This is a genomic window from Streptococcus sp. 29896 (assembly GCF_032594915.1).
Classification (GTDB): Bacteria; Bacillota; Bacilli; order Lactobacillales; family Streptococcaceae; genus Streptococcus; species Streptococcus suivaginalis.
Genome location: NZ_CP118733.1, coordinates 165,646 through 180,082 on the forward strand (window position 1 = coordinate 165,646; position 14,437 = coordinate 180,082).

Consider the following 14,437-nt stretch of genomic DNA (forward strand, 5'->3'; position numbering starts at 1 on the left):
AGTGTTCTTTTTTTGTTCTTAAGCTTGACCTGAAACTTCAGCAGCGTGGTCATCCATTGAAAGAACTTCGTGGAAGACACGTTGTGTCAATTCAGTTTTTTGTTCTTTAGTGAGGTATTTGGTGTTTACGCAGTATCCAGAGATACGAACGATAACATCCTCACCAGCCATGATTTTCTCGTAAACATCGTTCAAGTCCATAACGTTCAAGTTGACGTGTTGGCCACCTTGCTCGAAGTAACCGTCAAGGATGGTTACCAAGTTTGATACTTGCTCATCGAAGGTCTTACCAAGTGCTTTTGGAGAAACCTGAGTAGTCAATGAGATACCGTCGTTGGCATGGTTGAAGTTGAGCTTAGAAAGGGTGTTCAAGTTTTGCAACCAACCACCACGTGATTTAGAAGTTGGGTTAGCACCTGGTGGGAAGAATTCCACTTTAGAAGTGTTAACTGAGCCATCTTCGTTGAGGAATACACCACGGTGAACAGGTGAGTTACCAGTTTGTTTAGAGTAAGCAACGTTTGAAGTGATGGTCAAGATAGAAACTGCGGCTTCTGCATTCTTGTAGAGTTTATGTTTGTTCAAACGAGTGAAGAATGCTTCCATGAGCCATTTCGCGATGTCGTCTACACGGTCATCGTCTTCACCGTAACGTGGGAAGTCGCCTGTTACTTCGTAATCGTAGATGAAACCATCTTCGTCACGGATTGGTTTAACCTGTGCGTACTTGATAGCAGACAAGGAGTCAACAGTGTTTGCAAATCCACAGATACCGAAGCCCATGTTTGCACGAAGGTGAGTTGGCAAGAAGGCCATTTGAACCGCTTCGTAGTTGTACTTGTCTGTCATGAAGTGGATGATGTTCATGGCATCAACGTAAGTGTCAGTCAACCAGTCAAGGGCTTTCTCGAAGTTTTCAATAACTTGATCGTAGTCAAAGATCTCAGAAGTGTTTGGCTCAACGCCGTCAAATACTTTATAGTCTTTGTGGACATCATCGTAACCGTTGTTCCAGCTTGAAAGAAGGGCTTTCAAAACGTTAACACGCGCACCGAAGTACTGGATGTTGTGGCGTTTGTCTTCGCTTTCTGGGTCAAGTGGAGACACACAGCAAGAGATACAGCTCATTTCACCGTAACCGTCTTTGGCCATTGTTGTTACACCTTCATATTGGATAGAAGAGTGTTTGTGGCTCATTGCCATACAGTAGCGACGGAAAGCGTATGGAAGTTGGTCAGACCAAAGAACTGTCAAGTTTGGCTCTGGAGAGTTACCGATGTTGTCAAGTGTGTTCAAGAAACGGTAGTCCATCTTGGTAACACGGTGACGACCATCGTTACCCATACCTGCCATAGATGTTGTAAGGAAAGTAGGGTCACCAGAGTAGATTTCGTCGAAGGCTTTTGTACGAGCAAATTTCACTGTACGAAGTTTCAATACAAAGTCATCAACAAATTCTTGGATTTCTGATTCAGTAAATGTACCACGAGCCAAGTCACGTTCTGCGTAGATATCAAGAACGATTGGCACACGACCAAGAGAAGTTGCCGCACCATTGATAACACGGCAGACTGCCATGAAGGCGATGTTTGTCCATTGGATTGCTTCTTTGGTATTCATCGCAGGCTTGCGCACATCAACACCGTACATATCACCTAAGCGAACAACTTGTTGCAATGCTTGGTACTGCATGTTGATTTCTTCACGAAGACGGATTGACTCTTCATCGATTTCAGTAATCGCGTTCCAGTCAGCTACTTTTTCTTCCATCAAGTAGTCAGCTCCGTAGAGAGCCAAACGAGCGTACATACCAATAATACGGCCACGTGAGTAAGCATCTGGAAGACCAGAAACGTGATGTGAGTGGCGAGCACGGCGGATGTCAGCCGTGTAGGCACGGAAGATACCATCGTTTACAGTTGTAGCGTGTTTTGTATAGATTTCATGAAGAAGTGGGTCTGGGGTATAGCCGTTTTCGATCAAAGTTGTTTCAGCCATACGAATACCACCACGTGGCATGAAGTTCAATTTGAAGAGTTCATCGTTTTGGATACCGAAGATGAGTTCGTTTTCTTTATCGATGAAACCAGCTGGGATATCTGCGATTGAAGTAGCGCGATCTACGTCCATTGGGAAGCGAGTGTCTTCGTAGCCAGCTTTTGTTTCTTCAATGATTTTCTTGATATGGAGCGAACGCTCAGTTGGGCCAGCAAGGAAACTTTCATCTCCATCGTAAGGCGTATAGTTGGCTTGAACGAAGCGAGTGACACTAGCTTTATCTTGCCAGTCTGTACCTTTGAAGCCTTCCCAGGCCTGGGCGAAAATGTCTTCAGTAACATTTTTAGTTTTTACTTTTGTTGACATGAGGGTTCTCCTTCAAAATAGTTTTTTTATTCACATAGTTCATTATATCATGTGTAAGCACTTTCTTCAAGGTCAAAATACTTGAAAATAAATGAAAAGTGTGGTAAAAGATTTCAAAAATTGTGAAAATAGTCTCAATCTTTCTTTGCAAGGAGAATCAAATTTAAAAAATATAAAACATGTTAACATATTGACATTGTGAAAGCGTTTTTGTAAAATGAAGCTGTATAAACCAACTTTCTCAACATATCATAAGGAGGTAAACAATGAGAAGTTATTCGAAAGAATTGTTTTCTAAGAAAAATCACTACTCAATTAGAAAACTAACCGTTGGTGCAGCATCGGTCATTGTTGGAATGAGCCTGTTTTCTGGTGCTCAAATCAAGGCTGAGGAAACTGCCTTAGCAGAAGGTGCTACCAGAGAAGCTGTTCTGGCACCTGCGGAGGAAGCCGCGGCTGAAGAGGTGGTCGAAGAGAGTGCTGCGCCAGAAACTAATGAAGCAGCAGTAGCTCCAGAAATCAACTTTGCGCCAGCAGCCAATGCAACAGAAACAGTTGTCGCAGAGTGGACTGCAAGCTCCAACCCAGCAGGCACTGTTGAAGTTCGTGAAGAAGACGGTGTTCGTTACAACCGCTTGTCTTCTGTTAGTGGCCAAGATAATGGCGCTTCAACAGGTACATTTACTAGTCCAGATTTGAAGATGAACGAAGATGGCAGTGCAGCGATTTCCCTAGACCTGATCGAACGTTCAGATGCCGAAAAAGGTCGTTTTGGGGTGTATTTGAACCATACGAGCCACACCAAACATATTCTGGTTGGTTATGATAAGCAGGGGTGGTTCTGGGAGTACAAGTCTCCTGTGGCTACCAATGGTGGAACTTGGTATAGTGGCACACGTGTGGATGAGCCAGTGAAAGATACGGCTTACCGTCTCAATGTCAATCTGACTACAGGGGGCCAGTTGTCTGCATCCATCGTGTCAGCAGATAACCGTGAAACAGCTCTCTTCAATGCTATTCAAATTCCGGCAGAAGTATTGGCAGATCTTCGTTCGAGCAATGCTGCTAAATTGAAAGTAACCAGCTACAGTGCAGACCGAACCATTGTGGATGTCAAGGTAACCAACCAAACTGGTCTCAATAGCGATGAAGCAAATACTGATGAACAACCAGTTGAAGAGACACCGACACCAGCTGATATTCAACCAGAGTGGACCTCTACTTCAACTATTAAAGGAACTGTTGCCATCAAGGAAGAAGGTGGCGTTCGCTACAATGCCCTTTCTTCAACAGCTCAAAACAATAATGCCGCAAATATTGCTGTCTTTGAAAAAGCTGGTTTGGAAGCAAGTTCAGAAGGCAATGTCAATGTAAACTTGGAATTTGTAGAGCGTTCCGAAACCAACCAAGGCCGTTTTGGGGTTTTTGTCAAATACAAAGATGTAAATAACTTCCTCTTTGTTGGTTACGACAACTTAGGTTGGTTCTGGGAGTATAAAGTCAATGGTACAGGAAACTGGCTCCGTGAACGGACAGTCACAACTGCACCAGCAAAAAATAGCCGCAACACCTTGTCTATTTCTTATAAGGCTGACGGTCAGCTAAATGCGACCAACAATGACGTGCAATTATTTGACACATTGAACCTAGAGACAGCTGTGAAAGAAGCCTTGGCAGCTGAAAAACGTGTTGCTTTGAAATTGGGAACCTACAATTCTGAATTGACCAAAATTGATATCAAGGCGGACAACCAAACAGGTGTGACGCCTGCAGATGACAAAGAGGAAACCCCAACAACAGCATTTGTGGTGAATGATGCAGCAGTTGAATATGATGAACTTAATTCAGGTGAATTAACTGCCAAGATTGACCGTGCCTTCCCTCGTGTTAGAGAATATACTTTCAACGGAAACAAGGTATTTGGCCAAGTCCATTCTCTCAACTCACTACGCATCAACAATGTGAAGGTGACACCAACTGTTACCTATAACAAAGTCGATGACAAGACAGCTCACTATGTCTTGGATGTTGTGGATGAAGCGAACAAAATCAATGCTTCTATCAAAGTTCAAATCAAGGTGGAAGGAAAAGAACTTCACTTTGATGTATTGGAAGTTACAAACCGCAACCAAGTGACTTATGGCGCAGCCATTGATGATGTTGCCAAGTTGATTCAAACTATTGCCTTTGATGAAAATAATTTGGTTTCCGTAGCTAGCCATCAAACAGATGCCAAATTTGATGGAAGCCGCATGTCAACTCACACCCACCGTACAGGTGATGAGCATATCCAATTGCAAGATGGTGCAAATTATCAACGTCAAGGGTACATGTATGGATTTGTATCAACAGATCAATTTGCGGCGGCAGTTTGGAGTAATTCGCAAAATAGCTATGGTGGTGGTGCAAGTGACTTTACACGCTTGACAACAAATAGTCATCGCTATACAGTTGATGGTGAAACAGGTGTTCATTTGGGTATTGCTTCTTCTCCATGGAGATGGCAAGGTGCCCATAATGGCGTCGTCTATCCAGAGTATACACTCGATAAGCCAAGTGCAAAAGTTGTCTTTACAGCTGATGCTAACAATGACAACAAAGTTGATTGGCAGGATGGTGCCATTGCTTACCGTGACATCATGAATAATCCGAAAGGATTTGAATCTGTACCAGAACTGGTTGCCTACCGGATTGCCATGAACTTTGGATCACAGGCTCAAAACCCATTCTTGATGACCTTGGATGGTATTAAGAAAATTGCTCTTCATACAGATGGCTTGGGACAAAGCATCCTCTTGAAAGGTTATGGTAGTGAAGGTCATGACTCTGGCCACTTGAACTATGCAGATATTGGTAAACGGATTGGTGGGGTGGAAGACTTCAAGACCTTGATTGAAAAGTCCCAACCATATGGTGCAAAATTAGGTATCCACGTGAACGCATCCGAAACCTATCCTGAATCCAAATACTTCAGTGAAGAAATCTTGCGTCGTGGCCAAAACGGTAGCTACGCTTACGGCTGGAACTGGATTGACCAAGGAATCAACATCAGTGGTCACTATGATCTTGCCCATAACCGTTTGAAACGTTGGGAAGATTTGAAAGAAGCCCTCGGTGCAGGCCTTGACTTCATCTATGTCGATGTTTGGGGCAATGGACAAGCAGGTGGTGAAAATGCCTGGGAGACACACGTACTCGCTAAGGAAATCAATGCCCAAGATTGGCGTGTTGCCTTTGAATGGGGCTATGCAGGTGAGTATGATTCAACCTTCCAGCACTGGGCAGCAGATTTGACCTACGGTGGCTACACTCTGAAAGGGATCAACTCAAACATCGCTCGCTTTATCCGTAACCACCAAAAAGATTCGTGGGTTGGTGACTACCCAGCTTACGGTGGCGCTGCCAACTATCCATTGCTTGGCGGCTACGATATGAAAGACTTCGAAGGCTGGCAAGGACGTAGCGACTACAATGGCTACATTACCAACTTGTTTGCCAACAACCTGATGACCAAGTATATCCAACACTTCCAAGTAACCAACTGGAAGAATGGTGACCCTGTTCGTATGACGGACAACGGAGAAACCTATACTTGGACACCAGAGATGGAAATCACTTTGAAAGACAAGTCTGACAATACCCTGGTCTTGACTCGTAAGTCAAATGATGTCAACAATGCTGGCTACCGTCAACGGACAGTAACCCTCAATGGTCGCAAGATCCAAGATGGTGCAGCTTACTTGGTGCCTTGGAACTGGGATGCCAACGGTAAAGATTTGGCAAATGACAAACAAAAGATGTACTACTTCAACGAAGAGGCTGGAGCAACTACGTGGGATATGCCAGAAGGTTGGAACACCGGTACGCTTTACCTCTATCGCTTGACCGAGCTTGGAAAAGTAGAAGAACAAGCTATCCAAGTAAGCAATGGCCGCATCACGCTGGACCTTCAAGCCAACATGCCATACGTACTCTACCGTACGCAACAGACCAACGCAGACGTGTCTTGGAGCGATGGTATGCACATCTATGACCAAGGCTTCAACTCAGGTAGCTTGTCTCACTGGAACATTACTGGTGACCAAAGCAAGGCAACAATCGTGAAATCCCAAGGTGCCAACGACATGTTGCGCATCCAAGGTAACACAGAGACAGTTAGCCTGACCCAAACATTAACTGGCTTGAAACCAAATACAAGCTACGCAGCCTATGTTGGTGTGGATAACCGTAGCCAGGCTAAGGCAACCATCACGGTTCACAATGGCAGTGAAGCTGTTTCTAACTACACTAAAGAGTCCATTGCCCTCAACTATGTCAAAGCATATGCCCACAATACCCTGGAGCGCAATGCGACTGTTGATAACACAAGTTACTTCCAAAACATGTATGTCTTCTTTACAACAGGAGACAATGTGGACAACGTTCGCTTGACCCTTTCAAGAGAAGGGGATGCAGCGGCAACCTACTTCGACGAAATCCGCATCTTTGAAAATAATTCAAGCATGTTTGGTGGCAATCACAATACAAGCACAGGTGTCTTCCGTCAAGACTTTGAAAATGTACCACAAGGTATCTTCCCATTTGTTATTGGTGGTATCGAAGGCGTTGAGGACAACCGTACTCACTTGTCCGAAAAACACGAACCATATACCCAACGTGGTTGGAATGGTAAGAAAGTCAACGATGTTATCGAAGGCGACTGGTCATTGAAGACAAATGGCTTGACTGCCCGCGACCGTCTGGTTTACCAAACTATTCCACAAAACTTCCGCTTTGAAGCAGGTAAGACCTACCGTGTAAGTTTTGATTATGAAGCTGGTTCAAATGGTACCTATGCATTTGCCATCGGTGAAGGCAAGTACAATGGCCGCTCAGGTAGCCTCTTGTTGACACCATTGAACAACACTTGGGAAAATAGCCAGACACCTGGTAAGGCTAACTTCCTTGTAACGGGTGCAGCATCTGGCGATAGCTGGGTTGGTATCTTCTCAACACGTCGTCCTGGTGATACCAAGGGAGATACCCAAGGTAATGCCAACTTCCGTGGCTACAACGACTTTATGTTGGATAATTTGGTGATTGAAGAAGTCGAGTTGACAGGTCATATGTTAGCTATGAACTACTACAATATCAACACACCAGTTTTGGATGAATCCTACACCAAGTCTAGCTTGAAACCATACAAGGATGCTCTTCTCAACCTTGGTTCTGTTTCAGAAGATGTGACCATTGAAGAAGCGCAAGCCTTGATTGATGCGGTCAACCAAGCGCGTCAAGGTTTGACAATCCGTAAGACTGCGGTGACTAAAGATGATATTGTTGTGCCAAATGCTCCAAGTCAACAAGGGGAAGACTTGCTCAAAGCCTTTGACGGAGATACGTCAACTCTATGGCACACACCTTGGAATACTCCAACCATCAATGTTCCTGCAACCTTCCGTCTCCGTAAGCCAGAATTGATTACTGCCTTTGAGTATGTACCACGCCAATCTGGTCCAAACGGCATCTTGAAGGCCCTTGATTTGGTGGTGACCGATGACCAAGGTCAAACCCATACCTTTACAGCAAGAGATTGGGCAAACAATGGTCAAACCAAACGTATCGAATTTGAGACACCAATCCGTATCGCAAGCGTGTCTATCACAGGTAAGGAATCATACGGTAACCCTGTCAACAACTTCATGTCCGCAGCTGAATTCCGCTTCTTGATGCCTGTTGAAGAAGAGGCAGAGCTAGACCGTTCTGCTTATGAAACAGCCTTACAAGCAGCTCGTACAGCTGGTAAAACTGTCTTGGCAGACCAAGTAGCAGCCTATGTAGCACGAGTTGAAGCAGCCAACCTTTTGACAGAGACAAGTTTGGCAGCAGCAGTTGCACGCTTGAACGGTGCTGAACCAGACACAGGTGGCTCTACAACTGGCGACAATACTGGCACAACAAACGGTGAAACAACGGACAATACAGGTGGTTCAACAACTGGTGACTCAACAGGTGGTAATGCAAGTGGTGAGCAAACCCTCAATACTGCAGCGCTTGAGAAATTGCTAGCAGACGCAGAGGGATTGGATCAAACAAGCCTCAATGAAACTCAGACAGCTCAACTTGCTGAATTGTTCGAGTTGGCTACCCAAGCGATTGAAAGCAAAGATCAGTCAACGATAGATGAAGTTGTTCAAATGCTGGAAACTTGGTTGGCAGGTCTAACTGGTGGAACTACTGGAAATACAGATAACACTGGTAACGCAGGTGAAACGACTGGTGGTGATACTGGTAACTCAGGTGAAACGACTGGCGGTGACGCTGGCAACGCAGGCGAAAACACCGGCGGGGATGCTGGGAATACTGGCGAGACAACTGGAGGAGACGCCGGCACTACAACCGAAGAAGAACTTGTGACTGCTAAGGGAGAGCCAGCTTATGCTGAGCCACTTCCAGCCTTTGAAGGTGGTTTGGTTCTGAATGAAAGCTTGACCCATTTCATTCCAGCTTATGAAGGGGACTTGTTAACGAAGAAAGTACCACTTCCAACTGCAAAAGTAGCAGAAAACAAGAAAGAAACAAGTGAAAACGCGAAGACCTTACCAAACACAGCAGCTGCTGAATCAACAGCTCTTCTGGTAATGGGAACTGCAAGCTTGTTGTCAGGCCTCGGTTTAGCAAGCCGTCGTCGTCGCAATAAATAAGCTCAAAAGAGAAAGGATTTCCTTTCTCTTTTTTGAATTTGGAAAAACACAAATCCGACAGGATAGTTTATAATAAAGAGAAGGAGGGCAGGATGCTAGAGTTCCCATTGATTGATGATCGTTCACGAAAAATCATCCATATCGATATGGATGCCTTTTTTGCAGCCATAGAGGAACGAGATCATCCTGAACTTAAGGGCAAGCCCGTCGTGATTGCACGGGATCCTCGGAAATCGGGCGGTAGAGGAGTCGTTTCCACCTGTAACTACGAGGCACGAAAATATGGCATTCACTCAGCTATGTCCAGCAAGGAAGCCTATCAGCGTTGCCCACAGGCTATTTTCATTTCGGGAAACTATGACAAATACCAGGAAGTCGGTTTGCAGGTCCGTGCCATATTTCGGCGCTATACCGATCTGGTCGAGCCCATGTCGATTGACGAAGCCTACCTGGATGTGACCCAGAACAAGCTAGGGATCAGTTCTGCAGTCAAAATTGCCAAGTTGATCCAATATGACATCTGGAATGAATTGCATTTGACAGCGTCAGCTGGAGTATCATATAATAAATTTTTAGCAAAAATTGCTTCTGATATGAAAAAACCAATGGGTTTAACCTTGATTTTGCCTGAAGAGGCAGTTGAGATTCTGTCGGGTTTACCTGTGGAAAAGTTTCATGGCGTTGGAAAAAAATCAGTCGCCCGCTTGCAAGAAATGGGAGTCTATACAGGCAAGGACCTCTTAGCCATCCCAGAAATGGTCTTAATCGATCAGTTTGGTCGTTTTGGTTATGACCTTTATCGCAAGGCGCGTGGGATTTCCAACTCACCCGTCAAAGCTAACCGCATTCGTAAGTCCATCGGTAAAGAGCGGACCTATGGCAAGTTGCTCTATCGGGAAGAGGATGCCTTAAAAGAATTAATCAGTCTCTGCCGGCGGGTTGCTACAAGTTTACATAAACACGATAAAAAGGGACGAACAGTTGTGCTGAAAATCCGCTACGGCGATTTTACAACCTTGACTAAGCGCCATAGCTTTACGGAAGCAATCAATCAGATGGAGCAGATTGAAAAAGAAGTTCGGGCAATGTTTGACCAAGTTGCCCAACCAGCAAAGGGGATTCGTCTTTTAGGAGTGACCCTTACTAATTTTATAGAATAGGAGAAAGGACTGCTATGCAGATATCCAGTCGATTTACTATTGCCAGCCACATTCTGGTCTTGCTAGCCTTGGAGGGAGACAAGGAAAAACAGACCAGTACTAGCATTGCAGGCAGTGTAGGTGTCAATCCAGTCATCATCCGCAATATCCTGGCTCAGTTGAAAGAGGCTGGATTGGTTCAGGTGGCGCGTGGTGTAGGTGGTGCACGTTTGGCCCAAGCTCCAGACAAAATTACCCTCTTTCATGTCTATCAGGCTGTAGAGTTATTTGGAGAAAAGGGGAAACTTTTTGGCTTTCATGAACAACCCAATCCAGCCTGTCAGGTTGGTCGTAAGATTCATCCCCTGCTAGATAGCCGTTTGGAAAATGCCCAGTCGGCTCTGGAAAAAGAGTTGGGACAAACAACAATTGCTGATTTATTGGCAGAATTATAGGTATTCAATCATCCTCGTGATGATTTTTTTAAACTTTTGAGTTGTAACACTTGACATTACAACGAACATGGTATAAACTAATAATTGTAAACAAAAACATTACAACAAAACAAGTGAGGTAATCAATATGAAAATCGCCATTATCGCAGCAAACGGTCAAGCAGGTCAAGCCATTGCCAAAGAAGCAGTAGAACGTGGTCATCAGGTGACAGCCGTTGTCCGTTCTGAAAACAAGAGTGCAGCCCAGGAAGTGATCCAAAAAGACGCTCTTGCTCTTACCAAAGAAGACTTGGCTGGTTTTGATCTTGTTATCAATGCCTTCGGTGCTTGGACAGTTGAGACCTTGCCGCAGCATAGTCAGTTGGCAGAGCACTTGACCACTCTCCTGGCAGCAAGTCCAACTCGATTGCTGATTGTCGGTGGAGCGGGTAGTCTCTTTCTTGATGAAACCGGTCAACTTGCCTTGAAAGATAGTCCAGATTTTCCAGTTGAGTATCTTCCGATTGCAGAAGCAATGGGAGAGGGCTTGGCAATCTACCGCCAAGCACAGGATGTCAACTGGCTCTACCTAAGTCCAGCAGCAGATTTCGATGCAACTGGTGAAAAGACAGGTGTTTACACCCTAGCGGGTGAGGTTTTCCAAGTCAATGAAAAAGGTGAAAGCTACATTTCTTATCGTGATTATGCACTCGCCTTGCTGGATTTGGCGGAAAATTTCGAGCACAATCAGGTCCGTTTGTCAGTTCTCGGTTAGTAAGTGTCGTTTGGATGAGTTTCAAGTGAAAAGCCTAGGGATTCTGAACTGCCCCCAAAAAGTTGGACAAATAATTATTGAAAGGATTTAGTTCTGTATTGGACAGGACTAAGTCCTTTTAATTTTGCTTTTATTCGTTTGTTGTTGTAGTAAAAAATATAATCTGTAATAGCTTCTTCAAGCTCATCAAGTGATTGATAAGATGTCTCGAGTCCATAAAACATTTCAGATTTGAGAATGCCAAAGAAAGACTCCATCATCCCATTATCTGGGCTATTCCCTTTGCGGGACATGGATGGTCGAATGCCTTTGGTTTCCAAAAAGTAATGGTAAGACTGGTGCTGGTATTGCCAACCTTGATCGCTGTGGAGAATAGTCCCACTGTATAAATCTGCTGGAAAAGCCTTCGCAAGCATGGTTTGAACCTGTTTCAAGTCAGGTGACCGAGACAGGGTAAAATCAATAATCTCACTATTATAGCCGTCAAGAACAGGCGATAAGTAGAGTTTCCCTTCAGGCAAAGCAAACTCCGTCACATCGGTATAACATTTTTCATAAGGCTTAGATCCCTCAAACTGACGTTTAATCAGATTATCAGCCTTCTTACCCACCTCACCTTTGTAAGAAGCATACTTGCGCTTACGACGAATACGAGCCGCTAAGCCCATGACTGTCATCAAGCGCTGCACCTTTTTGTGGTTGATGAAGAAACCTCGATTTCTGAGTTCTAAATAAATCCGACGATAGCCGTAATTACCTTTATGGTCATCATAAATGGCTTGAATTTCAGCCTTAATGGCTTTGTTCTTGTCGGGTTTCTCCAGTTGCTTGACTTGATAATAATAAGTTGAGCGAGGCATTTTAGCTGTCGCAAGTAGGAGGTCTAGTCGGAATCCTCCTTGGACCATATCTCTAATTGTTTCTGCTGTTCGCGCACTAGTGTTTCGTCCCTCAAGCGAAGTTCTCTCAACTTTTTTAGGAAGGCCACCTCAGTTCGAAGACGTTCATTTTCCTCTTGAAGGCGCTCTAATTCCGTCATCTCTTCCCAGGTTTTCTTGCGTTTACGTCCCATCTTGCTCGGTCTCCCTCTTGGTTTTTCAAGAATAGTATACCCGTTTTTCTTGTATTGTGCTATCCAATTGGGAAGCATTCCTCGATTTGGCAAGGCATAATCAAGGGAAACTGAGAGTTGAGAACACCCATGAATCAAGACCTTATCCATTATTTCTTGCTTTAATTCAGGTGAATAATACCTATTTTTACCTTTTTCAACGCTTTCCACGCCATATCGATCCATGAGTTTTATCATGTATGTGAGATTGGCAATAGTGACCTTGTATATCTGGCTAAGGTTGACCCACGACACGCCACTCTTTCTCAGCTCATATATTTCTAGTTTATCTTCATAACTTAATTTCATAAGAAAAACACCCCAATCGTTAGATTTTGTGTCTAACTTTTGGGGTGCAGTTCATTCCTAGGCTTTTTCTACCATTTGTCAAGCCTATCAAGGTATTTGATGAAAAATATTTTGAGTTCAATAGTCAAAATAAGGAAATTGTTTTCTTTTGGACTAAAGTTTCGTGTAAAAAAGAGTACACGAAATTAACACCTTATGTTGAAAATTTTTGATAAGGTGTTACAATAATATTGCATAAACAATCTTACTGATTTTGGGTTAAAGTGTAATCGTAAAGTTTGTTATGCGTTATGAGGTAATACATTGTCCGAATGAGACGATGTATGGAGGCAATCGTGTGTGGCTTTGTAGAAGTCGTTTGCGATTGTCTTTTTCGTTTCTCATAAAAGTCGGCGATATGGCAAGGATTGGTGTGACTGGCTGAAGCGATATTGTGAATGCATTTGAACAGAATCTTTCTAGCGTAGGGATTGCCACGCTTGGTAATGTGTTCCTTAGCGAGGAAGTTACCAGATTCATAGTGTCTCAGGTCAATACCGATAAAGGCATTGATTTGATTGGCAGACTGAAAACGGCGAATATCTCCCAGTTCACCAATAATACTTGTTGCAGTAGTCTCAGCTATTCCAGGAATAGAGAGCAGAATGTCATATTCAGGTAATGGCTGAGCTAGTTCCACCATTTGGTCTAGGACAGTTTGTCTCTGTTCAGAAAGCCGAAGCAATTCTTTTCCATAGTAACGCACCTCTTCCAGCATTGGAGAGGTTTTCTTGACGGCACAATAAGATTGATTAGCTAGTGCTATCAGCTTCTCAGCTAAGTACGCCACACGCTTGTCAGAAATCCGTTTTGAGGTGGACTGACGAATGCTCTCTGAGAGTTCGTCCTTGCTTAAATGAAGCACGAAGTCCTTGCAAGGAAAAGCTATGACCAGGTTCCAGTATTGTTCGCCAGATGGTGTTGATAAGATATTTTCCAATTCAGGAAAAGTGACTTGTAAGACCTTGTGCAGACGGTTTTTAGCTCGAACAATGTCCTCGGTCAGATTCTGATAGAAACGGCTAAGATCCCGCAAGTTTTGGTAGACTTCTTCTTGGACATAAGTGGGTTTACGATTCAGCACAAATTGAGATTGAGCCAGTTTTTCGGCGTCAATTTGATCTGTTTTCCGCACACGCAAGCTATCCAGTTGCTTCTTAGCTTCTAAGGGATTAAGCCGTGTATAAGCATAGCCATTATCTTCTAGAAAAGTTTGGAGACGGCGAGAGTAGACACCTGTTGCTTCAAAGATGATTTCTGGCTTATGGACGGTTCTCAAATCGCCAAGTAGCCAAGCAAAGCCTAAGGCGTCATTGGATATGGTATAGCCATGAACTTTCTCACCATTGACTAGAATGGCCACTTCTGAACTTACCTTACTCACATCAATCCCAAAAACTGCACGCATGATATTACCTCTTTGTCTTGAATGATTCCTTGTTTTAGTGATGTCATTTTCAATACTCGACGTCTGGCGTCCCACATACTTTGATAACATTCTTTCTAAAACAGGTGTCTTGCCAGTTTTTGTTGCGACGTCTAGCGTCAAAAAGCCCTACGACTTAACAAGACACCTCTACTTT

7 protein-coding genes are annotated in these 14,437 nt (G+C 44.0%); 4 read left to right on the plus strand and 3 right to left on the minus strand.

Going from position 1 to position 14,437, the window contains the following annotated elements:
• Positions 1–18: 18 nt before the first annotated feature.
• Positions 19–2,364 carry a formate C-acetyltransferase gene (gene pflB / locus PXH68_RS00925; protein WP_158456003.1) on the minus strand — a complete coding sequence of 782 codons (2,346 nt, stop codon included), beginning with the start codon at positions 2,362–2,364 and terminating at the stop codon, positions 19–21.
• 266 nt (positions 2,365–2,630) lie between these two features.
• Between pflB and PXH68_RS00930 the strand changes: the two genes are divergently transcribed.
• From PXH68_RS00930 to PXH68_RS00945, 4 genes are all read left to right on the plus strand, one after another.
• Complete coding sequence (locus tag PXH68_RS00930) at positions 2,631–9,047, plus strand: endo-alpha-N-acetylgalactosaminidase family protein (RefSeq protein ID WP_248028546.1); 6,417 nt, start codon at positions 2,631–2,633, stop codon at positions 9,045–9,047.
• Positions 9,048–9,139: 92 nt separating this feature from the next.
• Positions 9,140–10,207: a DNA polymerase IV gene (gene dinB / locus PXH68_RS00935; protein ID WP_208562478.1), complete on the plus strand. Its 1,068-nt coding sequence runs from the start codon at positions 9,140–9,142 to the stop codon at positions 10,205–10,207.
• Positions 10,208–10,221: 14 nt separating this feature from the next.
• Positions 10,222–10,641, plus strand: coding sequence for an Rrf2 family transcriptional regulator (locus PXH68_RS00940; protein ID WP_248028547.1), 420 nt, complete (start codon positions 10,222–10,224; stop codon positions 10,639–10,641).
• 127 nt (positions 10,642–10,768) lie between these two features.
• Complete coding sequence (locus PXH68_RS00945; RefSeq protein ID WP_248028548.1) at positions 10,769–11,395, plus strand: NAD(P)-dependent oxidoreductase; 627 nt, start codon at positions 10,769–10,771, stop codon at positions 11,393–11,395.
• A gap of 74 nt (positions 11,396–11,469) precedes the next feature.
• Here PXH68_RS00945 and PXH68_RS00950 read toward each other — a convergent pair.
• Both PXH68_RS00950 and PXH68_RS00955 read right to left on the minus strand, forming a co-directional pair.
• A protein-coding gene (locus tag PXH68_RS00950; protein WP_316715577.1) for an IS3 family transposase occupies positions 11,470–12,815 on the minus strand; the annotation gives its coding sequence in 2 pieces (ribosomal slippage) (positions 11,470–12,374 and positions 12,374–12,815; 1,347 coding nt in all).
• Between the two features lie 244 nt (positions 12,816–13,059).
• Positions 13,060–14,262: an IS110 family RNA-guided transposase gene (locus PXH68_RS00955; RefSeq protein WP_316716070.1), complete on the minus strand. Its 1,203-nt coding sequence runs from the start codon at positions 14,260–14,262 to the stop codon at positions 13,060–13,062.
• Between the last annotated feature and the right edge of the window lie 175 nt (positions 14,263–14,437).